Source organism: Streptomyces sp. SAI-135 (assembly GCF_029893805.1).
Taxonomy (GTDB): domain Bacteria; phylum Actinomycetota; class Actinomycetes; order Streptomycetales; family Streptomycetaceae; genus Streptomyces.
The window spans coordinates 6,829,618-6,850,514 of the sequence record NZ_JARXYP010000002.1; the positions used below are offsets into that span (position 1 = coordinate 6,829,618).

Below are 20,897 nucleotides of genomic sequence, written 5' to 3' on the forward strand. Positions count from 1 at the left end.
GGGCTGTCGTGGCTCGCTGGTGCACGGGATCCCGCCCCCTGGCTGCGGCCCATGGGTCCGAGATGCCGGAACCCGCTCAGAGACCCCCGTCACCTCCCGCGTCAGAGTTGCGTCAAGGACCGGCCACCAGGGCGCTCCAGGCCCGCTCACCAGCCCCGGCGGCCGTAAGGTCGACGCTGCGCAGGCAGTGATGACCGGAAGACAATGGACCCATGGGACGCGGCAGGCTTCGGATTTATCTCGGTGCGGCGCCGGGCGTCGGGAAGACGTACGCGATGCTGTCCGAGGCGCACCGCAGGATCGAGCGGGGAACCGACTGTGTCGTGGGGTTCGTGGAGCACCACGGGCGGCCGCGTACCGAGGTGATGCTGCACGGGCTCGAGGAGATCCCGCGCCGTGAGCTCGAGTACCGGGACTCCGTCTTCACCGAGATGGACGTCGACGCCGTGCTGCGCAGGGCCCCCGCCGTCGCTCTGGTGGACGAACTCGCGCACACCAACATCCCGGGCTCGCGCAACGCCAAGCGCTGGCAGGACGTGGAGGAACTGCTCGCGGCCGGGATCGACGTCGTCTCCACCGTGAACATCCAGCACCTGGAGTCGCTCGGCGACGTCGTCGAGTCGATCACCGGGGTGCGCCAGCGCGAGACCGTGCCCGACGAGGTCGTACGGCGGGCCGATCAGATCGAGCTGGTCGACATGTCGCCCCAGGCGCTCAGAAGGCGGATGGCGCACGGGAACATCTACCAGCCCGACAAGGTCGACGCGGCCCTCTCCAACTACTTCCGGCCCGGCAACCTCACCGCCCTGCGGGAGCTCGCGCTGCTCTGGGTGGCCGACCGGGTCGACGCCTACCTCAAGCAGTACCGCAACGAGCACCGGGTCTCGAAGATCTGGGGATCCAGGGAGCGGATCGTCGTCGGGCTGACCGGGGGACCGGAGGGGCGGACCCTCATCCGGCGCGCGGCGCGGCTCGCCGAGAAGGGCGCCGGAGGTGAGGTGCTCGCCGTCTACATAGCCCGCAGCGACGGTCTGACGTCCGCCTCGCCCAAGGAGCTCGCCGTCCAGAGGACCCTCGTCGAGGACCTTGGCGGAACCTTTCACCATGTCGTCGGCGACGACATACCCGCCGCGCTGCTGGACTTCGCGCGCGGGGTCAACGCCACCCAGATCGTCCTCGGCTCCTCCCGCCGCAAGACCTGGCAGTACGTCTTCGGACCCGGCGTCGGCGCGACCGTGGCCCGCGAGTCCGGACCCGACCTGGACGTGCACATCGTCACCCACGACGAGGTCGCCAAGGGGCGCGGACTGCCCGTCGCGCGCAGCGCACGGCTCGGGCGGGCCCGGATCCTGTGGGGCTGGCTGGTCGGCGTGGTGGCCCCGGTGCTCCTGACGGTCCTGCTCACCACCGTCGACCTCGGCCTCGCCAACGACATGCTGCTGTTCCTGGCGGTCGTGGTGGCCGCGGCCCTGCTCGGCGGACTGTTCCCCGCCCTCGCCTCGGCCGCGGTCGGCTCGCTGCTGCTGAACTACTTCTACACACCGCCCCTGCACCGCTGGACCATCGCCGACCCCAAGAACATCGTCGCCATCGTGATCTTCGTGGGCGTCGGCGTCTCGGTGGCCTCCGTCGTCGACCTCGCGGCCAGGAGGACCCACCAGGCGGCCCGGTTGCGCGCCGAGTCGGAGATCCTGTCCTTCCTCGCCGGGAACGTGCTGCGCGGCGAGACCCGTCTGGAGGAGCTCCTGGAACGCGTCCGGGAGACCTTCGGCATGGAGTCCGCGGCCCTGCTGGAACGGGAGAGCGACGTCGAGCCGTGGACCTGCGCGGGCCGGGCGGGGCTGGGACCGCCCGTGGAGCGGCCCGAGGACGCCGACGTCGACATGCCGGTGGGGGACCACATGGCGCTCGCGCTCACCGGCCGGGTGCTGCCCGCCGAGGACCGCCGGGTGCTCGCCGCCTTCGCCGCCCAGGCCGCCGTCGTCCTGGACCGCCGCAGGCTCCAGGAGGAGGCCGACCAGGCCCGCGCGCTGGCCGAGGGCAATCGCATCCGTACGGCGCTCCTCGCGGCCGTGTCGCACGACCTGCGGACCCCGCTCGCCGGGATCAAGGCGGCCGTCTCGTCGCTCAGGTCCGACGACGTCGACTGGTCCGAGGAGGACCGGGCCGAGCTCCTGGAGGGCATCGAGGAGGGCGCCGACCGGCTGGACCACCTCGTGGGCAACCTGCTCGACATGTCCCGCCTGCAGACCGGCACGGTCACCGCGATCATCCGCGAGATCGACCTCGACGAGGTGGTGCCGATGGCGCTCGGCGGGGTGCCCGACGGCAGCGTGGAGCTGGACGTGCCGGAGACCCTGCCCATGGTCGCCGTCGACCCGGGGCTGCTGGAGCGGTCGGTGGCCAACCTGGTCGAGAACGCCGTCAAGTACAGCCCGTCCGACAGCCCTGTCCGGGTCTCCGCCAGCGCCATCGCCGACCGGGTCGAGGTGCGGGTCGTGGATCGCGGCCCCGGTGTCCCCGACGAGGCCAAGGAGCGCATCTTCGCGCCCTTCCAGCGCCACGGCGACGCCCCGCGCGGTGCCGGGGTGGGGCTCGGGCTCGCGGTGGCCCGGGGCTTCGCGGAGGCCATGAACGGCACGCTCAACGCCGAGGACACGCCCGGCGGCGGCCTCACCATGGTGCTGACGCTCCGCGCGGCGGACGCGCGCCCGGAGCTCCCCGATGACCCCTTTGCAGCGGCAGAACCCGAAAGGCAGGCCACATGACCAGGGTGTTGGTCATCGACGACGAGCCGCAGATCGTGCGCGCCCTCGTGATCAACCTCAAGGCGCGCAAGTACGAGGTCGACGCGGCGCACGACGGCGCCACCGCCCTCCGGCTCGCCGCCGCCCGCCACCCCGACGTGGTCGTCCTCGACCTGGGCCTGCCGGACATGGACGGCGTGGAGGTGATCAGGGGGCTGCGCGGCTGGACCCGGGTGCCGATCCTGGTGCTGTCCGCCCGGCACTCCTCCGACGAGAAGGTCGAGGCGCTGGACGCGGGTGCCGACGACTACGTCACCAAGCCCTTCGGCATGGACGAGCTGCTCGCCCGCCTCAGGGCCGCAGTGCGCCGCGCCGAGCCCACCGGGGGCGGCGAGGGCGACGTCCTGGTGGAGACCGACGAGTTCACCGTCGACCTGGCCGCCAAGAAGGTCCGCAGGCACGGCAGGGACGTACGTCTCACTCCCACCGAGTGGCACCTGCTGGAGGTGCTGGTCCGCAACCCCGGGCGGCTCGTCGGCCAGAAGCAGCTCCTCCAGGAGGTCTGGGGGCCGTCGTACGGGACGGAGACGAACTACCTGCGGGTCTACATGGCCCAGCTGCGGCGGAAGCTGGAGGCGGATCCCTCGCACCCCAAGCACTTCGTCACCGAACCGGGCATGGGATACCGGTTCGAACGCTAGTGCTGCGGGTACAACGCTGTCGGCGCACCCCGGTACGCTTTCGGATATGAGTGCTGTTCCTCGTTCCGAGAAGCCGGTGGGCCGGTTCCGGCGCATGCTCGACCGGCTCTCCTCGTCGCAGGAGGACCTGGAGTCCGAGGAGCTGCGGGAGGACACCGACACCACCGGCTGCACCAGGATCGGCGACTGCCACGACCGTCAGATCGTGACTGTTACTGGTACCTTGCGCACGGTCACCCTGCGTCCGCGCGCGGGCGTCCCGGCCCTGGAGGCCGAGCTGTTCGACGGCTCCGCCGCCCTGGACGTGGTGTGGCTCGGCCGGCGTTCCATCGTCGGGATAGAGCCCGGGCGCAAGCTGATCGCCTCCGGGCGGATCTCGATGAGCCGGGGCCGCCGGGTGCTGTTCAATCCGAAGTACGAACTCCGACCCCTCGGACGGGAGTAGCCGGTGACGTCCCTCGACAAGCCGACCGAAGACACGCAGGCCGACGACGCACGGGCGGTGACCGAGGCCGCCCTGTTCGAGGCGTTCGGCGGCGTCCGGGGCATGGTCGAGACGGTTCTGCCGGGCCTGCTCTTCGTCACGATCTTCACGATCAACAAGGACCTGCACCTGTCGGCGATCGCCGCGCTCGCGGTGTCCCTGCTGCTGGTCGTGGTCCGCCTGGTCATGCGGGACACCGTCAAGCACGCCTTCAGCGGGGTCTTCGGCGTCGCCTTCGGTGTCGTCTTCGCGATGATGACCGGCAACGCCAAGAACTTCTACCTGCCGGGCATGCTGTACACCCTGGGCCTGGGCCTGGCGTACGTCATCACCACGCTCGCCGGTGTGCCGCTGATGGGCCTCATCCTCGGCCCGGTCTTCAAGGAGAACCTCTCCTGGCGGACCCGCAACCCCGGCCGCAAGAAGGCGTACGCCAAGGCCAGTTACGCCTGGGGCGGCATCCTGCTCGCCAAGTGCGCGATCCTCTTCCCGCTGTACTGGTGGGCCGACACCGCACAGCTCGGCTGGGTCCTGGTCGCCCTGAAGATCCCGCCCTTCCTGCTCGCCGTATGGCTGACGTGGGTCTTCCTCGCGAAGGCGCCGGCTCCGATCGACGTGTTCGCGGAGATGGAGGCCGAGGAGAAGGCCGAGGAGGAACGCAAGGCCGCGTCGGCGGCGGAGCGTGCCGAGCAGGGTGAGGTCGCGGGCGGACGGCACAGGCGAGAAGCCTAGATCGCGCTACGACGACGGAGGGCGCCCCGCACACGCGGGGCGCCCTCCGTCGTCGTAGCGCCTAAGAAGCTTCTTCCTTGCGGACCGACAGCAGGTCCTCCAGCTGCTCCTCGCGGGCCTGGGCCGCCACGAACAGGAGCTCGTCGCCGGCCTCAAGGGAGTCGTCCTGGGTCGGGGTGAGGACGCGGGTGCCGCGGATGATGGTGACCAGGGAAGTGTCCTCGGGCCACTCCACGTCGCCGACCGTGGTGCCGGCCAGCGCCGACTCCTCCGGCAGGGTCAGCTCGACGAGGTTCGCGTCGCCGTGGCTGAAGCGGAGCAGGCGGACCAGGTCGCCGACGCTCACCGCCTCCTCGACCAGGGCGGACATCAGACGCGGGGTGGAGACGGCGACGTCCACGCCCCAGGACTCGTTGAACAGCCACTCGTTCTTCGGGTTGTTCACCCGGGCGACGACCCGCGGGACGCCGTACTCCGTCTTCGCCAGCAGGGAGACGACCAGGTTGACCTTGTCGTCGCCGGTCGCGGCGATCACGACGTTGCAGCGCTGGAGCGCGGCCTCGTCCAGGGAGGTGATCTCGCAGGCGTCGGCGAGCAGCCACTCCGCCTGCGGGACGCGCTCGACCGAGATGGCGGTCGGCGCCTTGTCGACGAGAAGGACCTCGTGGCCGTTCTCCAGCAGTTCGCCCGCGATCGAGCGGCCGACCGCACCGGCACCGGCAATGGCGACCCTCATCAGTGACCGCCCTCCTCTTCGGGGCCCTCGGCGAAGGACGCCTCGACCTTCTCGATGTCGTCCGTGCGCATCATCACGTGGACCAGGTCGCCCTCCTGCAGCACCGTCTGCGAGGTGGGCAGGATGGCCTCGCCGAGGCGGGTGAGGAACGCGACGCGGACGCCCGTCTCCTCCTGCATCTTGCTGATCTTGTGGCCGACCCAGGCGGTCGAGGCGTGCACCTCGGCCAACTGGACACCGCCGGTGGGGTCGCGCCACAACGGCTCCGCGCCGGACGGCAGCAGACGGCGCAGCATCTGGTCCGCCGTCCAGCGGACCGTGGCCACCGTCGGGATGCCGAGGCGCTGGTAGACCTCGGCGCGCCGGGGGTCGTAGATCCGGGCCGCGACGTTCTCGATGCCGAACATCTCGCGGGCCACCCGGGCGGCGATGATGTTGGAGTTGTCGCCGCTGGAGACCGCGGCGAAGGCGCCCGCCTCCTCGATGCCCGCCTCGCGCAGGGTGTCCTGGTCGAAGCCGACTCCGGTGACACGACGACCGCCGAAACCGGAGCCCAGTCGTCGGAAGGCGGTGGGGTCCTGGTCGATCACGGCGACCGTGTGCCCCTGTTGCTCCAGGGTCTGGGCGAGAGCGGAACCCACTCTCCCGCAGCCCATGATGACGATGTGCACGACCGTCCTTCCGGTGTCAATAAGTACTGCTCAGCCACATCAGGGTCTCAGACCGACGCCCAAGCTACACACGCGCGGTAGGACGACGGCACCCCTGTGCACGGTTGCCCCGACTTCGTGCCGTTCAGCGGCGGCTGATGCTGCGGACGCTCGCAAGAGTCAGGAATCCGAGGCCGACGAGGGTGGCCGCGGCGCCGATCAGCTCTGCGGTCGTGTGCATGGAACCTCCGGGGCCGGTAGGGGGCGGGGTCCTGTCATATAGGCATGCCGCTTCACCCACCTGCGGAATCCGTAGCCGGGCACATGCGTATTTCACCCGGAGAGCAGATGCGGGGTGCCGGGTGGTTGTCCGCCCGTTCGAACGCTTACGCTTCTCTGTTGTGTCCAAACTGACCGACGTGCCCAAACGGATTCTGATCGGGCGCGCACTGCGCAGTGATCGGCTCGGGGAAACGCTCCTGCCGAAGCGCATCGCCCTTCCCGTGTTCGCCTCCGACCCGCTGTCCTCCGTGGCGTACGCGCCCGGCGAGGTGCTGCTGGTCCTGTCCATCGCGGGCGTGTCGGCGTACCACTTCAGCCCCTGGATCGCCGTCGCGGTCGTCGTTCTGATGTTCACGGTGGTCGCCTCCTACCGTCAGAACGTGCACGCCTACCCGAGCGGTGGCGGCGACTACGAGGTGGCCAACACCAACCTCGGCCCCAAGGCCGGGCTCACGGTCGCCAGCGCCCTGCTCGTCGACTACGTCCTCACGGTCGCCGTCTCCATCGCCTCCGGCATCGAGAACCTCGGCTCCGCGATCCCCTTCGTGGTCGAGCACAAGGTGTTCTGCGCGATCGCCGTGATCATCCTGCTGACGCTGATGAACCTGCGCGGGGTCAAGGAGTCCGGCTCGCTCTTCGCGATCCCGACCTACGTCTTCGTCGCGGGCGTCTTCATCATGATCGCGTGGGGAGCGTTCCGCGGCCTGGTCCTCGATGACACCATGCGGGCGCCGACGGCGGACTACCACATCAAGGCCGAACACCAGGGTCTGGCCGGTTTCGCACTGGTCTTCCTGCTGCTGCGCGCCTTCTCCTCCGGCTGTGCCGCGCTCACCGGTGTCGAGGCGATCTCCAACGGTGTGCCGGCCTTCCGCAAGCCCAAGTCGAAGAACGCGGCGACCACCCTCGCGGCGATGGGCCTGCTGGCCGTCACCATGTTCTGCGGGATCATCGGCCTGGCCATGGCCACCAACGTGCGCATGGCCGAGAACCCGGCCGTCGACCTCATCCACAACGGTGTCGCCGTCGGTTCCGACTACGTCCAGAACCCGGTGATCTCCCAGGTCGCCGAGGCCGTCTTCGGCAAGGGCAGCTTCCTGTTCATCGTGCTGGCCGCGGCCACCGCGCTGGTGCTGTTCCTCGCCGCGAACACCGCCTACAACGGCTTCCCGCTGCTGGGCTCGATCCTCGCCCAGGACCGCTACCTCCCGCGTCAGCTGCACACCCGCGGCGACCGCCTCGCCTTCTCCAACGGCATCGTGTTGCTGGCCGGTGCGGCCGGACTCCTGGTGTGGATCTACGGCGCCGACTCGACCCGGCTGATCCAGCTCTACATCGTCGGCGTGTTCGTGTCCTTCACGCTCAGCCAGACCGGCATGGTCCGGCACTGGAACCGCCACCTGGCGACCGAGAAGGACGCCGCGAAGCGCAGCCACATGATCCGCTCCCGCGCCATCAACGCCTTCGGCGCCTTCTTCACCGGGCTCGTCCTGGTGGTCGTCCTGGTCACCAAGTTCACCCACGGCGCCTGGGTCGCCCTGCTGGGCATGTGCATCTTCTACGCGACGATGACGGCGATCCGTAAGCACTACGACCGCGTCGCCGAGGAGCTCGCCGCGCCCGACGGCCCCAGCGACGACACCCTGCGGCCCTCCCGCGTCCACTCCGTGGTCCTGATCTCCAAGATCCACCGCCCGGCGCTGCGGGCGCTGGCGTACGCCAAGCTGATGCGCTCGGACTCGCTGGAGGCCCTGAGCGTCAACGTCGACCCGACGGAGACCAAGGCGCTGCGCGCGGAGTGGGAGCGGCGCGGGATCGACGTACCGCTGAAGGTGCTGGACTCGCCGTACCGCGAGATCACGCGGCCGATCATCGACTACGTCAAGGGGCTCCGCAAGGAGTCGCCGCGCGACGCGGTGTCCGTGATCATCCCCGAGTACGTGGTCGGCCACTGGTACGAGCACCTGCTGCACAACCAGAGCGCGCTCCGGCTCAAGGGCCGGCTGCTGTTCACGCCCGGGGTCATGGTGACCTCGGTGCCCTATCAGCTCCAGTCCTCGGAGGCGGCGAAGCTGCGGGCCCGCAGGCGGCAGGAGTGGAACGCGCCGGGTTCGGTGCGGCGCGGTCCGGCCGAGCGGGCGAAGGAGCCCTCGGCGCCCAAGTAGACTGGTGGGCTGTTGTCCCGGCGGGCCGTCTTCCCGCCCCTTCCCTTGACGTTGTGGAGTCACCCCGCCATGCAGGCAGAACCGAAGAAATCGCTGGTGGGGCTGGAATTCGAGGTCGAGGTCGGCCCCGTCGCCCACGGCGGGCACTGCATCGCCCGCACGGACGACGGCCAGGTGCTGTTCGTCCGGCACACGCTGCCCGGTGAGCGGGTCGTGGCCCGGGTCACCGAGGGCGAGGAGGGGGCGCGTTTCCTGCGTGCCGATGCCGTGGAGATCCTGTCGGCCTCCAAGGACCGCATCGAGGCGCCTTGCCCCTACGCCGGTCCCGGCCGGTGCGGCGGCTGCGACTGGCAGCACGCGAAGCCCGGGGCCCAGCGGCGTCTCAAGGGCGAGGTGGTCGCCGAGCAGCTGAAGCGGCTCGCCGGTCTCACCCCGGAGGAGGCCGGCTGGGACGGCACCGTGATGCCGGCCGAGGGCGACAAGCTGCCGGCCGGCGAGGTGCCCGCCTGGCGCACCCGCGTGCAGTACGCGGTGGACGCCGACGGCAACGCCGGTCTGCGCCGCCACCGTTCGCACGAGGTCGAGCCGATCGAGCACTGCATGATCGCCGCGCCGGGCGTGAGCGAGCTGGGCATCGAGGAGCGCGACTGGTCCGGGATGGCGTCCGTGGAGGCGATCGCGGCGACCGGCTCCCAGGACCGCATGGTCATCCTGGAGCCCCGCCCGGGCGCCCGCCTTCCCCTGGTGGAACTCGACAAGCCCGTCTCCGTGATGCGCGTGGAGGAGAAGGACGGCGGCGTCCACCGCGTCCACGGCCGGGCCTTCGTGCGCGAGCGCGCCGACGGCCGCACCCACCGGGTGGGCAGCGGCGGCTTCTGGCAGGTCCACCCGCAGGCGGCCGACACCCTGGTGAAGGCGGTCATGCAGGGCCTGCTGCCGCGCAAGGGCGAGATGGCGCTCGACCTGTACTGCGGTGTCGGCCTGTTCGCGGGGGCGCTGGCCGACCGCCTCGGTGAGAAGGGCGCGGTCCTCGGCATCGAGTCCGGCAAGCGCGCGGTCGAGGACGCCCGCCACAACCTCGCCTCCTTCGACCGGGTCCGCATCGAACAGGGCAAGGTCGAGAGCGTCCTGCCGCGCACCGGCATCACCGAGGTCGACCTCATCGTCCTCGACCCGCCGCGCGCGGGCGCGGGCCGCAAGACCGTCGGGCACCTGTCGTCCCTGGGCGCGCGCCGCATCGCGTACGTCGCCTGCGACCCGGCGGCGCTGGCGCGGGACCTGGGGTACTTCCGGGACGGGGGGTACCGGGTGCGGACGCTCCGTGTGTTCGACCTTTTCCCGATGACGCATCACATGGAGTGCGTCGCGATTCTGGAGCCCGCTGCAAAGGGGGTCTGACCTGCGGGGGCTCCGGTGCGGACGGGTTCCGCGGACTTCCGCTGTGCGAAGCCGTCGTCGGCGGCTCGGCTCAGTCGGCGGCGAGCAGATGGGCGGGGGCGATCCGGGAGAGCCCCCGGATCGGCACCGTCAGAGCCACCACCACCAGGGCGGTCGCCGCGAGCGTGGCCAGCAGCGCGGCGCCGGCGACCGGGAACAGGTGACCTTGCAGCACGCCCCGGCCGAGGGTCAGCACCCCGGCCAGACCGATCACGGCACCGGACAGGCCGCCCAGCAGAGCCAGTCCGATTCCCTCGTAGAGGGTCAGCTTCGCGAGCTCGCGGTTGGTCCAGCCGGTCGCCCGCAGCACCGCGAGATCGGCGGCACGTTCGCGCTGCGAGATGACCAGGACGTCGATGGCGCCGGCGGCGCCCAACAGTAGGGAGAGGGCGACGCTGAGGTAGTCGGCCTCGCGCGCCTGCGCCACCACGGCACTGCCGAGCAGCGACCCGGCCACCTCGCCCCGGAAGGCCAGCGTCAGGGCGAGCAGCACGGTGAAGGCGGCCACTCCCAGCGCCAGCCCTGCCGCACCCAGCAGCGTGCGGCCCCGCACCCGCAGCAGGTTGAGCATGGCCAGTCCGGCCACCGAACGCACCGGGTGCGGGCGGCGGGCCGCCGTCACCGGGGGCCGGACGGCTTCCATCGGTCCCAGCCGGGTGGCGAGCCAGGCGGGGATCAGGCCCGCCGCCGTGGCCAGGAGGAGTGCCACCGGGAGCACGAGGAGTGACTTGGCGCCGGCTTCCGGCTGGCCCAGCACCCGGCCCAGCACGTACGCGAGCACCGTGCCCACGGCTCCGGCGGCGAGGCCGATCAGCGCCAGTTCGGCGAGGACCAGGCGGAGCACTTCGCCGCCGCTCCAGCCGAGGCAGCGCAGCGTGCCGATCTCGGTGCGACGTGAGCGCACCGAGGCCAGCGCGGCCTGGCCGAGGAAGAGTGCGCACACGACGAGGACCAGCAGGAAGAGCACCGCGCTCTTGGTGTCCACCGCCCGGAGAATGCGCAGCGCCACGCCCTTGGCGACCCAACGCTCCGTCACCTGTGCCGAGTCGGCCAGTGCCACCGTCTGCGGTGCGGGCGAGCTGCCGACGGTGACGTCGACCTGGAGCCGGGGGTAGGTGGCCCGGATCTTCCCGGCCACCGCGTTCACCCGCGCCCGGGAGGCGGTGTCGACGCCGGTCACTCCGGCGACCCGGATCCTGATCGCGCTGACCGGCGCCTTGTCCTGGAGGCTCGGGACCCGACGGCTCTTGGTGAGCGCGGTGATGGAGTCCATCGTCGTCAGCATGGTGGGCGGCGGGCTGACGTAGCCGCCCAGGTTGCGGTCGGGCTGCAACGGCTTGCCGTGCAGCTTCGCCCGGGTCGCGCTGTCCGCACCGGTGACCTGCGGTGTCTGGTAGGTCTCCAGCGGGGTGTCGGACAGGGGCGAGAAGCCGGGCAGTCTGCCGGTGTCATAGCGGCCGACCAGGCGGACGAAGGGATTGGGCAGGCGTCCGGAGTCCACGCCGTCGCACCTGCCCAGGCCGATGCAGTCCGTGGCGGCGTGGCTGGTCACCTTCCGGTACTGGGTGCCCTGGTGGTTCTCCTCGGGGACGTTGGGGAACGGCTGCCGGTTCGAGTTGGTGATCCACAGGCTGGGCTTCTGCGGGGGCTGCGGCTGCGCGGCGAGGTCGCCGTCGGAGGTCCGGCGATAGGTGACCGGGCCGACCGTCCAGTAGCTGCCGGTGTCGAACGAGTCCTCGGTCAGTGCCTTCCGGTAGCCCTTGCTCAGGTCGACGCGGGTCGTGCCCACCGGGGTGCCGTGCAGGTCACGGACGAAGCTTGCGGCTGACGGGTTGCCCAGTTTCGAGGGCAGCTCGGCCGGGTCGCCGACGTCGAGCCGCTCGACCGTGGCGTCGAGCGTGCCGGTGGTCAGCGGGGCGTCGCTGAGCAGCGCGGGGATGTAGGAGTCGTGCTGTCCGTGGACGCTCTTGGCGCCCGACACCCGCCACGGCTTGTCCTGCTCGGTGAGCATCCGGCCCGAGGCGATGGTGTCGCCCAGGCCCACCAGCCGGTCCTCGGCCACCGGGTCGATGGCGGCCAGCAGCACGGGGTAACTGACCGGAACGTCGATCGTGGCCTTGTCCTGGCCGGACTGGCAGTTCATCCGCGAACTCAGGTCCGGGTCGAACGGCGACCTGTCCCTGAGGTCCTCGGCGATGATGTTCGGCTTCAACGGCAGATCCAGGTTGAACTCGGTCTGCTCGGTCTTGTCCCAGTTGAAGTAGTAGCAGACGTCGTACTTCCCCTTGATCCGGTACCGCTGGGTGCTCTTGTCGGCCGCACCCGTCTCCAGGGTGTCGGACTCGAAGAGGCCGTCCGACTCCGACGCCGACGTCAGGGGGGAGCGCGTGAGGTAGACGTACTCGTCCGAGGTGCGATAGCTGCCCAGTCCGGAGGTGAGCGTGGGGCGGAGGCGCAGGATCTGCCGGGACGCCGACCCGTCCAGGAAGCGGGACACGTCCACCGTGACGGTGCTCGCGACCATGAGGTAGCCGATGTTGGCGACCGGTGCGGCCACGTCGATCCCGGCCATGTCGCGGATGCGCCGGTACTGGTCGACGGTGATGCCGCCGAACGTGCCGGACAGGAAGTTCGGCGTGACCAGACCGCTCCGCCGTTCCACGTCCGTCTGGGAGTCGGGCGGGCGTACCAGGACGTCGTACGCGGAGCGTGAGTTCTTCCGTACCGTGCCCACGGTGGTCGCCTGGCTCGTGCTCACCGTCGCGGTCAGCAGGGTGAAACTGGTCGCCGCCACCAGGATTCCGGCGGCCAGGGCCAGCGCGCGCCCGCGCCGCCGTCGCAGCTGGTCGAGGATCATCGTCATCACGGGCGCAGGCCCCCCAGCCGGTGCAGCACGTCGCCGGACGGCGTGATCCGCTGGTCCGATGTGATCCTGCCGTCCTGAAGCCGCACCACCCGGTCACCGCCCGCGGCGACCTCGGGGTCGTGCGTGGCGATCAGCATCGTCATCCCGTAGCGCTCGCGCAGCGACATCAGCAGGTCGATGATCTCCCGCCCGATGACGCTGTCCAGGTTGCCCGTGGGCTCGTCGGCCAGTAACAGTCCCGGCCGGTTGATCAACGCCCGTGCGACGGCGACGCGTTGCTGCTGGCCGCCCGACAACTGCGAGGGCAGGGCGTCGGCCCGCTGGTCCAGGCCCACGGCTTCGAGCAGCTCCATGCCGCGCGCACGCCGGTCGAAGTCCACTCTGCGCGGCAGGACGGGGGCGAGCACATTGTCCAGCGCGGTCAGCGCGGGCAGCAGGTGGAAGCGCTGGAAGACGAAGCCGACACGCCGCCGGTGACGGTCCAGGTCCCGGGGTGTCAGTCGGGTGCCGTCGATCTCGACGTGCCCCTCGTCGGGCTGGTCCATGCCGCCCGTCACATGCAGGACGGTGGACTTGCCGGCGCCGGACGGCCCGGTCAGCATCACCACCTCGCCGGCCGCGACCTCCAGGTCGATCCCGTCCAGAGCGGTCAGCCCGGGATACCGGCGGCTCACCCCGCGCAACGTCACGCTCACAGCCATGTATGCAGCCTCGCCCTCATCGCGCACGTGGATCGCCGCCCCTGCATTGCGACAATGCAGGGGTATGTTGTCACAATGTAGAAGGGACGTGTATGCCGCTCCATCACGCCGTGCTCGCGCTGCTGACCCGGCGACCGAATCACGGATACGAACTCAAGGCCCGGTTCGAGGAGGCCGTCGGCCCGCAGTGGGGCGGCCTGAACATCGGGCACCTCTACCAGATCCTCGAACGGCTGGTCCGTGACGGCTATGTCTCGCGCTCGCAGGTCACGCAGACCGACCGGCCCGACAAGAACCTCTACACGCTCACCGAAGCGGGCGACGCCGAGCTGCGCTCGTGGGCGACCACCCCCTGGGTGCGCGTCGGCGGCTTCCGCGACGAGCTGTTTCTGAAGCTCCTCGGCGCTGTCGCGCTGGGCCCACAGGCCCTGGCCACATTGATCGAGTCGCAGCGGCAGACGTACCTGTCGGAGCTTGCGGGCCTGGCGCAGCAGCGCCGCGCCCACTCCCACGAGCCGCTGGTCGCCGTCCTGATCGACGCCGCCATCGCGCACACCAAGGCCGACCTCGGACTGCTGGACAGCGCCGCGCAGCATCTGGGTCCGCTCGCCACGGCACAGGGCGCGCAGGCGGCGGATGGCTCACCCCTGCGAGAGCGGGGTGACGCCGACGAGGCTCCGAGGGGCAGGGCGGGATGAGACGAGGAAGTCGGGCGGGCACCGGGATGTTTTCCGCATCCGTGGTGTGCGCTCCGCAAGAGGGGGTAAACGCGTGCTTGCCAGGTCAATGACCTGCGAGGACGAGACCGATCGCCGGGAGGGGCGCACCATGAGGGCAACCACCGTGCACAGCGCTGAGCAGACTGTGAACGTTCCGGAGATAGCGGACCCGTCCCAGGTGGCGCCCAAGGACGCACGGCAGTTGTCCAAGCTGTTCTTCGACCAGCTCTCGGTGGTGGAGGAGGGCACGCCCGAGTACCAGTACGCGCGCAACACGCTGATCGAGATGAACATGTCCCTGGTCCGCTACGCGGCCGGCCGGTTCCGCAGCCGCGGTCCGGAGGAGATGGAGGACATCGTCCAGGTCGGCATGATCGGGCTGATCAAGGCGATCGACCGGTTCGAACTGACCCGCGAGGTCGAGTTCACCTCCTTCGCCATCCCGTACATCGTCGGGGAGATCAAGCGCTTCTTCCGCGACACCTCCTGGGCCGTGCACGTGCCCCGGCGTCTGCAGGAAGCCCGTGTCCAACTGGCGCGTGCCAACGAGGAACTGCACAGCCGGCTGGGCCGCACACCCACGACCGCGGAACTGTCCGAGCTGATGAGCCTTCCGGAGGATGAGGTCGTCGAGGCCCAACTGGCCTCCAACGGCTACACGTCGGCCTCCCTGGACGCGGCGATCAACGGCAGCGAGGACGGCGAGGCCGCGCTGGCTAACTTCATCGGCGACGAGGACGCCGCCCTCGCACTGGTCGAGGACTTCCACACGCTGGCGCCGATGATCGCCGAACTGGACGAACGGGACCGGCAGATCATCCACTGGCGGTTCGTCGACGAACTCACCCAGGCGCAGATCGGCGAGCGGCTCGGCGTCTCCCAGATGCACGTCTCGCGTCTGATCAGCCGCCTTCTGGCCCGTCTGCGCGAAGGCATGCTGAGCACCGACTGACGCGCGCCCGCGCGAGCACGCCGGGCCCGAACGGTGCAGAACGGGTACCAGGGCCACGGCGACCGGGGCGATGTCCGGCCACCGCAGTGTGTCCCGGCCGGCCTGGAGACCGGTGCCCGGATGCGGCGCACCGCCCGGACGCCGGACGAGGCTGCCCCTGATCAGCGGCGCGAGCAGCACCGGGGCGGTGCCGGCAGTGAGGGGTCCGCGTCATCCATGGCGGGACCCCCTTGTGGTTCCGGGGCGACCTGTCGTCTCACAGGAAGCGTCGGATCGGTCCGACCGCGGCTTCCCCGACGCGCTGCACCACGGCCCGCCGTCTCCACCGGTGCAGGTCGATGTCCACACTGCGTTCGAGGTCCGTCTCGTAGTCCCGGTCGAGGGCGGCGGTGAACTCCTCGTCCAGGACGGCGAGCATCACCTCTTCGTCGTGGTCCATGGAGCGCCGGTTGAAGTTGGTGGATCCGATGAGGGAGGCCACCGAGTCCACGGTGATGATCTTGGCGTGCATCATGGTCGGCTGGTACTGACGTATGTGCACACCTGCCCGGAGCAGACGCGTGTAGTGGTGCTGACCGGCCAGTTGGCAGGCGCGCTGGTCGGTGTGGGGACCGGGCAGCAGGATCTCGACCCGCACCCCGCGCCGAGCGGTCTCGCACAGCAGGCCGATGAAGTACTCGTCCGGGGCGAAATAGGCGGTGGCCAGCCGGAACCGTTCCTCGGCGGAGCTGAGCATGATCCGGATGAGGGTCTGCATGTCCTGCCAGCCGATGCTCGCGGAGCCGCGGACGACCTGTACCACCGACGAGCCGGCCTGCGGGTGTTCCGTGAAGCGGTCGCGGGTGTCGAAGAGTTCGTCATGGCACTCGGCCCAGTTCTGGGCGAACGCGGCCGCGATGCCGTCGACGGCCGGACCGCGCACCTGGACATGGGTGTCCCGCCACTCGGCAGGGTTGCGCGCATCGCCGCACCACTCCTCCGCGATGCCGACGCCGCCGGTGAAGGCGGTGTCCTCGTCGACGACGAGGGCCTTGCGATGGCAGCGGTGGTTCTGCTTGAACGGCGACAGCCACGCCGGCTTGCGGAACCAGGCCACCTGCACGCCCGCGGCGCTCATGAGGTCCAGCAACCGCCCCTCGATCTCCTTGGCGCCGAAGCCGTCGAGCAGCAGTCGTACCCGCACCCCCGCGCGGGCGCGTTCGGCCAGCGCGTCGGCGAAGTCGTGGGCGATCTGCCCGCGCCAGTACACGAACGTCATCATGTCGATGGTGTGCCGGGCCGCACGGATCGCTCCGAGCATCGCGGGGAAGATCTGATCACCGTTGCGCAGCGGCACCAGGTCGTTGCCCTCGGTCGCGGCCACGCCGATCAGGCGCTCCAGACGGCGGCGCAGCCGCTGCTTGCGTGCCGCGAGGTCGGGGGTGGTGTCCTGTGCGAGAGGTGCGGGTCTGCCACCGAGTGTCACGCCGGGTCTCCGAAGGGTCGCGAAGCGGGAACGTCACGGGCCGGCGAGCCGGCCCGAACAACCGCCTTCCCGGTCGGCGCCGCGGCACACGATTACCCCGGTCACGGGTTCCTGCGGCACGATGGCGCTGACATCCCGCCCGAGAGCGTGGCCCCTCTGGACCCCTCGACCACATGACCCCCGGAAGGCCGCCGCATGAGGATCTCGCAACGCGCCCAGTCCGTCGCGCCGTTCTACGCCATGGAGTTCGGCAAGCACGCCGCCGCGCTGGAGGCTGAGGGGCACCATGTCGTCAAACTCAGCCTCGGCGAACCGGACTTCGGGGCGCCGCCTGCCGTGATCGAGGCCCTGCGCGGTGCCGTGGGCAGCCGGCCCATGAGCTACACGGGGGCGCTCGGACTGCCCGAACTGCGGCTGGCCATCGCGCGGTTCCACGGTGAGCGGCACGGTGTGGACGTCGATCCCGGCCGGGTCGTCGTGACCGCCGGGGCGTCCGCCGCGCTGGTGCTGGGTGCCGCCGCGCTCGTGGACGCCGGCGACGAGGTGCTCATCGCCGATCCCTCCTACCCCTGCAACCGGCAGATCGCCGAGAGCTTCGGGGCGCGGGTCACCCTCGTGCCCACGTCGGCGGAGTCCCGGTACCAGCTGGACACCGGCTCCGTGCGCTCGCACTGGACGGACCGCACCCGCGGGATCATGGTCGCGAGCCCCTCCAACCCGACGGGCACCTCCGTCCCGCCCGACGAGCTGGCCGCCGTCTGCGAGCTCGCCCGTAAGCGGGACGCGTGGCGGATCGTCGACGAGATCTACCTTGACCTCGGCGATCACGACGAGCACGGGCGGCCGCCGCGCAGTGTGCTGTCGTACGACCCGGAAGCCGTGGTCATCAACAGCTTCTCGAAGTACTTCGGGATGACCGGCTGGCGGCTGGGCTGGTGCGTGGTGCCCGAGGTGCTCGTACCGGCGATGGAGCGGCTGGCGCAGAACTACATGATCTGCGCCTCCACCCCCGCCCAGCACGCCGCGCTCGCGTGCTTCACGCCCGAGTCGCTCGCCGTGTGCGAGGAGCGGCGGGCCGAGTTCGGGCGGCGGCGGACCCTCGTCCTCGACGGGCTCGCACAGATCGGGCTGCCGGTGCCCGTGCCGCCCGACGGGGCGTTCTACGTCTACTTCGACGTCAGCGGCACCGGGCTCACCTCGTGGGAGTTCTGCGGACGGGCGCTGGAGGAGGCGCAGGTCGCGCTCACCCCGGGGCGGGACTTCGGGGTGGGAACCGCCGACACGCATGTACGGCTGTCCTACGCGGCCTCCGCCGAGGAGCTGCGCGAGGGCATCGCACGGCTCGGGAAGTTCGTCGCCACGCTCTCGTCTCGGACATGACGCAGGGGCCGGTCCACACGGACCGGCCCCTGCCTCACTCGGACGCTCAGACCAGGTCGAAGCGGTCCAGGTTCGAGACCTTGACCCACGCGTCGACGAAGTCCTTCACGAACTTCTCCTTGGCGTCGTCGCTCGCGTAGACCTCGGCGAGCGCGCGCAGCTCGGAGTTGGAGCCGAAGACCAGGTCGGCACGGGTGCCGGTCCACTTCAGCTTGCCGGTCTCCGCGTCACGGCCCTCGAACGCCGTCTGGTCCTGAGAGGTGGACTTCCAGGTCGTGCCCAGGTCGAGCAGGTTGACGAAGAAGTCGTTGGTCAGGACGCCCGGACGGTCGGTGAAGACGCCGTGCGCCGTGCCGCCCTGGTTGGCGCCGAGGACCCGCAGGCCACCGACGAGGACGGTCATCTCGGGGGCGCTCAGGGTGAGCAGGTTCGCCTTGTCGAGCAGCAGGTACTCGGCCGGCAGGCGGTTGCCCTTGCCGAGGTAGTTGCGGAAGCCGTCCGCGACCGGCTCAAGGGCGGCGAAGGACTCGACGTCGGTGTGCTCCTCGGTCGCGTCCACACGGCCCGGCGTGAAGGGGACCTCCACGGCGTAGCCGGCGTCCTTGGCGGCCTTCTCGACCGCCGCGGCACCCGCGAGGACGATCAGGTCGGCCAGGGAGACCTTCTTCGCACCGGTGTTGAACTCCGCCTGGACGCCCTCCAGGACGCGCAGCACCTGCGCGAGCTGCTCGGGGTCGTTGACCTCCCAGCCGCGCTGGGGCTCCAGGCGGATGCGGGCACCGTTGGCACCGCCGCGCTTGTCGCTGCCGCGGAAGGTGGACGCCGAGGCCCACGCGGTGGAGACGAGCTGCGAGACCGTGAGGCCGGTCTCCAGGACCTTGGCCTTCAGGGCTGCCACGTCGGCGGCGTCGATGGGCTCGCCCTCGGCCTGCGGCAGCGGGTCCTGCCACAGCAGGGTCTCCTCCGGGACCTCCGGGCCGAGGTACAGGGACTTCGGGCCCAGGTCACGGTGGGTCAGCTTGTACCAGGCGCGGGCGAAGGCCTCCGCGAACTGGTCCGGGTTCTCGTGGAAGCGCTTGGAGATCTCGCCGTAGATCGGGTCGAAGCGCAGCGAGAGGTCGGTGGTGAGCATCGTGGGCCGACGCTTCTTCGACGGGTCGTGGGCGTCCGGGATGATCTCCTCGGAGTCCTTGGCGACCCACTGCTTGGCGCCGGCGGGGGACTCGGTGAGCTCCCACTCGTAGCCGAAGAGGATGTCGAAGAAGTCGTTGCTCCACTGGGTGGGCTTGGTGGTCCAGGTGACCTCGAGACCGGAGGTGATGGCGTCGCCGCCCTTGCCGGTGCCGTAGGTGGACTTCCAGCCCAGGCCCTGGTCGGCCATGTCGGCGGCCTCGGGGTCGTTGCCTACCGCGTCGGCCGGACCGGCGCCGTGGGTCTTGCCGAAGGTGTGGCCACCGGCGATGAGGGCGACGGTCTCCTCGTCGTTCATCGCCATGCGGCGGAAGGTCTCACGGATGTCGCGGGCCGCGGCCAGCGGGTCCGGGTTGCCGTTGGGGCCCTCGGGGTTGACGTAGATGAGGCCCATCTGGACCGCGCCGAGCGGGTTCTCCAGCTCACGGTCGCCGGTGTAGCGCTGGTCGTCCAGCCAGGTGGTCTCGGGACCCCAGTAGACGTCCTCGTCGGCCTCCCAGACGTCGGCGCGGCCGCCGCCGAAGCCGAAGGTCTCGAAGCCCATCGTCTCCAGGGCGACGTTGCCGGTGAGGATCATGAGGTCGGCCCAGGAGATGGACTGGCCGTACTTCTTCTTCACCGGCCACAGCAGGCGGCGGGCCTTGTCCAGGTTGCCGTTGTCCGGCCAGCTGTTCAGCGGCGCGAAGCGCTGCTGGCCACGGCCGCCACCGCCGCGGCCGTCGCTGATGCGGTAGGTGCCGGCGCTGTGCCAGGCCATCCGGATCATCAGCGGGCCGTAGTTGCCGAAGTCGGCGGGCCACCAGTCCTGCGAGGTGGTCAGCACCTCGGCGATGTCGCGCTTCACGGCGTCCAGGTCCAGGGCCTGGAAGGCCTGGGCGTAGTCGAAGTCCGCGCCGAGCGGGTTCGCGACGACCGGGTCCTTGGCGAGGATCTTGAGGTTCAGGCGCTCCGGCCACCACTGGCGGTTGCCGCCGCCCTGGGTCGGGTGGGGGGCGCGCCCGTGCGCGACCGGGCAGCCACCGGTGCCCTCGGGCTTGGAGTCGGTGACGATTGCGTCGTGGTTCTCAGACATGTCAGTCCTTCCGAACTGGGTGGATCACGGTGCTGATGTGAGCCCTTGGGCGGAACAGGCGGGGCACAGGCCCCAGTAGATGACCTCGGCCTCGTCGATCGAGAAGCCGCGGTCGTCGGAAGCTGTCAGGCAGGGCGCGTGACCGACGGCACAGTCGACGTCGACCACGGTCCCGCACGACCGGCAGACCAGGTGATGGTGGTTGTCACCGACCCGTCCCTCGAAGCGTGCCGGGCTGCCGGGCGGCTCGATGCGGCGCACGAGGCCGGCCGCGGTGAGCGAGTGCAGGGCCTCGTACACGGCCTGGAGGGATATGTGGCCGAGACGGTCGCGCACTCGCGTGGCGATCGCGTCGGCCGCGAGGTGGTCACCGGCCCGGACGGTCTCGAGCAGTGCGACGCGCGCGGCCGTCACCCGCAGGCCGGCACCGCGCAGCTCATCGGCGGTGTTCGGAGGCTGGGGGGCGGTCATGGGGACCAACCTACCCCCACAAACACGAATGGTTCAAGAAATGGAACCGTTCCAAGTCTGTGGCGCGTCGGATCAGGGCCGCGGTGCCCTGCGACGGCGCTCACAACACTGCCCGGTCAGCTGTGCGGGCGGTGTAACCCCTGGTG

At 70.5% G+C, this 20,897-nt stretch carries 16 protein-coding genes; 9 read left to right on the forward strand and 7 right to left on the reverse strand.

Features of this window, described 5'->3' with window-relative positions:
• Positions 1 to 212 precede the first annotated feature (212 nt).
• From M2163_RS35430 to M2163_RS35445, 4 genes are read left to right on the forward strand one after another with little or no spacing between them, the layout of a single operon-like run.
• Positions 213 to 2,768, forward strand: a complete 2,556-nt coding sequence (locus M2163_RS35430) for a sensor histidine kinase KdpD (protein ID WP_280895999.1) — start codon at positions 213 to 215, stop codon at positions 2,766 to 2,768.
• Positions 2,765 to 3,448: a response regulator gene (locus M2163_RS35435; protein WP_280848843.1), complete on the forward strand. Its 684-nt coding sequence runs from the start codon at positions 2,765 to 2,767 to the stop codon at positions 3,446 to 3,448. Before M2163_RS35430 ends, M2163_RS35435 begins: the two co-directional genes overlap by 4 nt.
• Before the next feature lie 46 nt (positions 3,449 to 3,494).
• Positions 3,495 to 3,893 (forward strand): OB-fold nucleic acid binding domain-containing protein, encoded by a 399-nt coding sequence (locus M2163_RS35440; RefSeq protein ID WP_280848842.1) that lies wholly within the window; start codon positions 3,495 to 3,497, stop codon positions 3,891 to 3,893.
• Positions 3,894 to 3,896: 3 nt separating this feature from the next.
• A complete protein-coding gene (locus M2163_RS35445) occupies positions 3,897 to 4,664 on the forward strand; it encodes a DUF3159 domain-containing protein (protein WP_280848841.1) in 768 nt (255 codons plus the stop codon).
• A gap of 61 nt (positions 4,665 to 4,725) precedes the next feature.
• On the opposite strand, the gene M2163_RS35450 is transcribed toward M2163_RS35445, so the two are convergent.
• Together M2163_RS35450 and M2163_RS35455 are read right to left on the reverse strand one after the other, a co-directional pair.
• Entirely contained in the window at positions 4,726 to 5,400 is a 675-nt protein-coding gene (locus tag M2163_RS35450; RefSeq protein WP_280848840.1) for a TrkA family potassium uptake protein, read from the reverse strand.
• A complete protein-coding gene (locus tag M2163_RS35455) occupies positions 5,400 to 6,071 on the reverse strand; it encodes a TrkA family potassium uptake protein (protein ID WP_007385233.1) in 672 nt (223 codons plus the stop codon). The genes M2163_RS35450 and M2163_RS35455 overlap by 1 nt, the downstream gene beginning before the upstream one ends.
• A gap of 380 nt (positions 6,072 to 6,451) precedes the next feature.
• Between M2163_RS35455 and M2163_RS35460 the strand changes: the two genes are divergently transcribed.
• Together M2163_RS35460 and M2163_RS35465 are read left to right on the forward strand one after the other, a co-directional pair.
• Positions 6,452 to 8,497: an APC family permease gene (locus M2163_RS35460; RefSeq protein ID WP_280896000.1), complete on the forward strand. Its 2,046-nt coding sequence runs from the start codon at positions 6,452 to 6,454 to the stop codon at positions 8,495 to 8,497.
• A 69-nt stretch (positions 8,498 to 8,566) separates the two neighbouring features.
• Positions 8,567 to 9,895, forward strand: coding sequence for a class I SAM-dependent RNA methyltransferase (locus M2163_RS35465; protein ID WP_280848838.1), 1,329 nt, complete (start codon positions 8,567 to 8,569; stop codon positions 9,893 to 9,895).
• Positions 9,896 to 9,965: 70 nt separating this feature from the next.
• Here the strand turns inward: M2163_RS35465 and M2163_RS35470 are convergent, their stop codons facing one another.
• Together M2163_RS35470 and M2163_RS35475 are read right to left on the reverse strand one after the other, a co-directional pair.
• Positions 9,966 to 12,797, reverse strand: a complete 2,832-nt coding sequence (locus M2163_RS35470) for an FtsX-like permease family protein (protein ID WP_280897361.1) — start codon at positions 12,795 to 12,797, stop codon at positions 9,966 to 9,968.
• Positions 12,797 to 13,501 carry an ABC transporter ATP-binding protein gene (locus M2163_RS35475; protein ID WP_280848837.1) on the reverse strand — a complete coding sequence of 235 codons (705 nt, stop codon included), beginning with the start codon at positions 13,499 to 13,501 and terminating at the stop codon, positions 12,797 to 12,799. The genes M2163_RS35470 and M2163_RS35475 overlap by 1 nt, the downstream gene beginning before the upstream one ends.
• A gap of 92 nt (positions 13,502 to 13,593) precedes the next feature.
• Here M2163_RS35475 and M2163_RS35480 point away from each other — a divergent pair, with 92 nt between their 5' ends.
• Together M2163_RS35480 and M2163_RS35485 are read left to right on the forward strand one after the other, a co-directional pair.
• The gene (locus tag M2163_RS35480) at positions 13,594 to 14,199 is read left to right on the forward strand and encodes a PadR family transcriptional regulator (RefSeq protein ID WP_280896001.1); all 606 of its coding nucleotides are present in this window, start codon (positions 13,594 to 13,596) and stop codon (positions 14,197 to 14,199) included.
• A 130-nt stretch (positions 14,200 to 14,329) separates the two neighbouring features.
• A complete protein-coding gene (locus tag M2163_RS35485) occupies positions 14,330 to 15,172 on the forward strand; it encodes an RNA polymerase sigma factor SigF (protein WP_280896002.1) in 843 nt (280 codons plus the stop codon).
• Positions 15,173 to 15,428: 256 nt separating this feature from the next.
• Here the strand turns inward: M2163_RS35485 and M2163_RS35490 are convergent, their stop codons facing one another.
• A complete protein-coding gene (locus M2163_RS35490; RefSeq protein ID WP_280896003.1) occupies positions 15,429 to 16,637 on the reverse strand; it encodes a phospholipase D-like domain-containing protein in 1,209 nt (402 codons plus the stop codon).
• Positions 16,638 to 16,832: 195 nt separating this feature from the next.
• Between M2163_RS35490 and M2163_RS35495 the strand changes: the two genes are divergently transcribed.
• Entirely contained in the window at positions 16,833 to 18,017 is a 1,185-nt protein-coding gene (locus M2163_RS35495) for a pyridoxal phosphate-dependent aminotransferase (RefSeq protein ID WP_280896004.1), read from the forward strand.
• 46 nt (positions 18,018 to 18,063) lie between these two features.
• Here the strand turns inward: M2163_RS35495 and katG are convergent, their stop codons facing one another.
• Both katG and M2163_RS35505 read right to left on the reverse strand, forming a co-directional pair.
• Positions 18,064 to 20,280 (reverse strand): catalase/peroxidase HPI, encoded by a 2,217-nt coding sequence (gene katG, locus M2163_RS35500; protein WP_280896005.1) that lies wholly within the window; start codon positions 20,278 to 20,280, stop codon positions 18,064 to 18,066.
• Between the two features lie 24 nt (positions 20,281 to 20,304).
• Entirely contained in the window at positions 20,305 to 20,751 is a 447-nt protein-coding gene (locus M2163_RS35505) for a Fur family transcriptional regulator (protein WP_280848830.1), read from the reverse strand.
• Positions 20,752 to 20,897 lie beyond the last annotated feature (146 nt).

Excerpts from the sequence above, each read along its gene's own strand:
- M2163_RS35430 (WP_280895999.1), top strand. The coding sequence starts at position 213 with ATGGGACGCGGCAGGCTTCGGATTTATCTCGGTGCGGCGCCGGGCGTC.
- M2163_RS35435 (WP_280848843.1), top strand. The coding sequence starts at position 2,765 with ATGACCAGGGTGTTGGTCATCGACGACGAGCCGCAGATCGTGCGCGCC.
- M2163_RS35440 (WP_280848842.1), top strand. The coding sequence starts at position 3,495 with ATGAGTGCTGTTCCTCGTTCCGAGAAGCCGGTGGGCCGGTTCCGGCGC.
- M2163_RS35450 (WP_280848840.1), bottom strand. The coding sequence starts at position 5,400 with ATGAGGGTCGCCATTGCCGGTGCCGGTGCGGTCGGCCGCTCGATCGCG.
- M2163_RS35465 (WP_280848838.1), top strand. The coding sequence starts at position 8,567 with ATGCAGGCAGAACCGAAGAAATCGCTGGTGGGGCTGGAATTCGAGGTC.
- M2163_RS35470 (WP_280897361.1), bottom strand. The coding sequence starts at position 12,797 with ATGACGATGATCCTCGACCAGCTGCGACGGCGGCGCGGGCGCGCGCTG.
- M2163_RS35475 (WP_280848837.1), bottom strand. The coding sequence starts at position 13,501 with ATGGCTGTGAGCGTGACGTTGCGCGGGGTGAGCCGCCGGTATCCCGGG.
- M2163_RS35480 (WP_280896001.1), top strand. The coding sequence starts at position 13,594 with ATGCCGCTCCATCACGCCGTGCTCGCGCTGCTGACCCGGCGACCGAAT.
- M2163_RS35485 (WP_280896002.1), top strand. The coding sequence starts at position 14,330 with ATGAGGGCAACCACCGTGCACAGCGCTGAGCAGACTGTGAACGTTCCG.
- M2163_RS35495 (WP_280896004.1), top strand. The coding sequence starts at position 16,833 with ATGAGGATCTCGCAACGCGCCCAGTCCGTCGCGCCGTTCTACGCCATG.
- katG (WP_280896005.1), bottom strand. The coding sequence starts at position 20,280 with ATGTCTGAGAACCACGACGCAATCGTCACCGACTCCAAGCCCGAGGGC.
- M2163_RS35505 (WP_280848830.1), bottom strand. The coding sequence starts at position 20,751 with ATGACCGCCCCCCAGCCTCCGAACACCGCCGATGAGCTGCGCGGTGCC.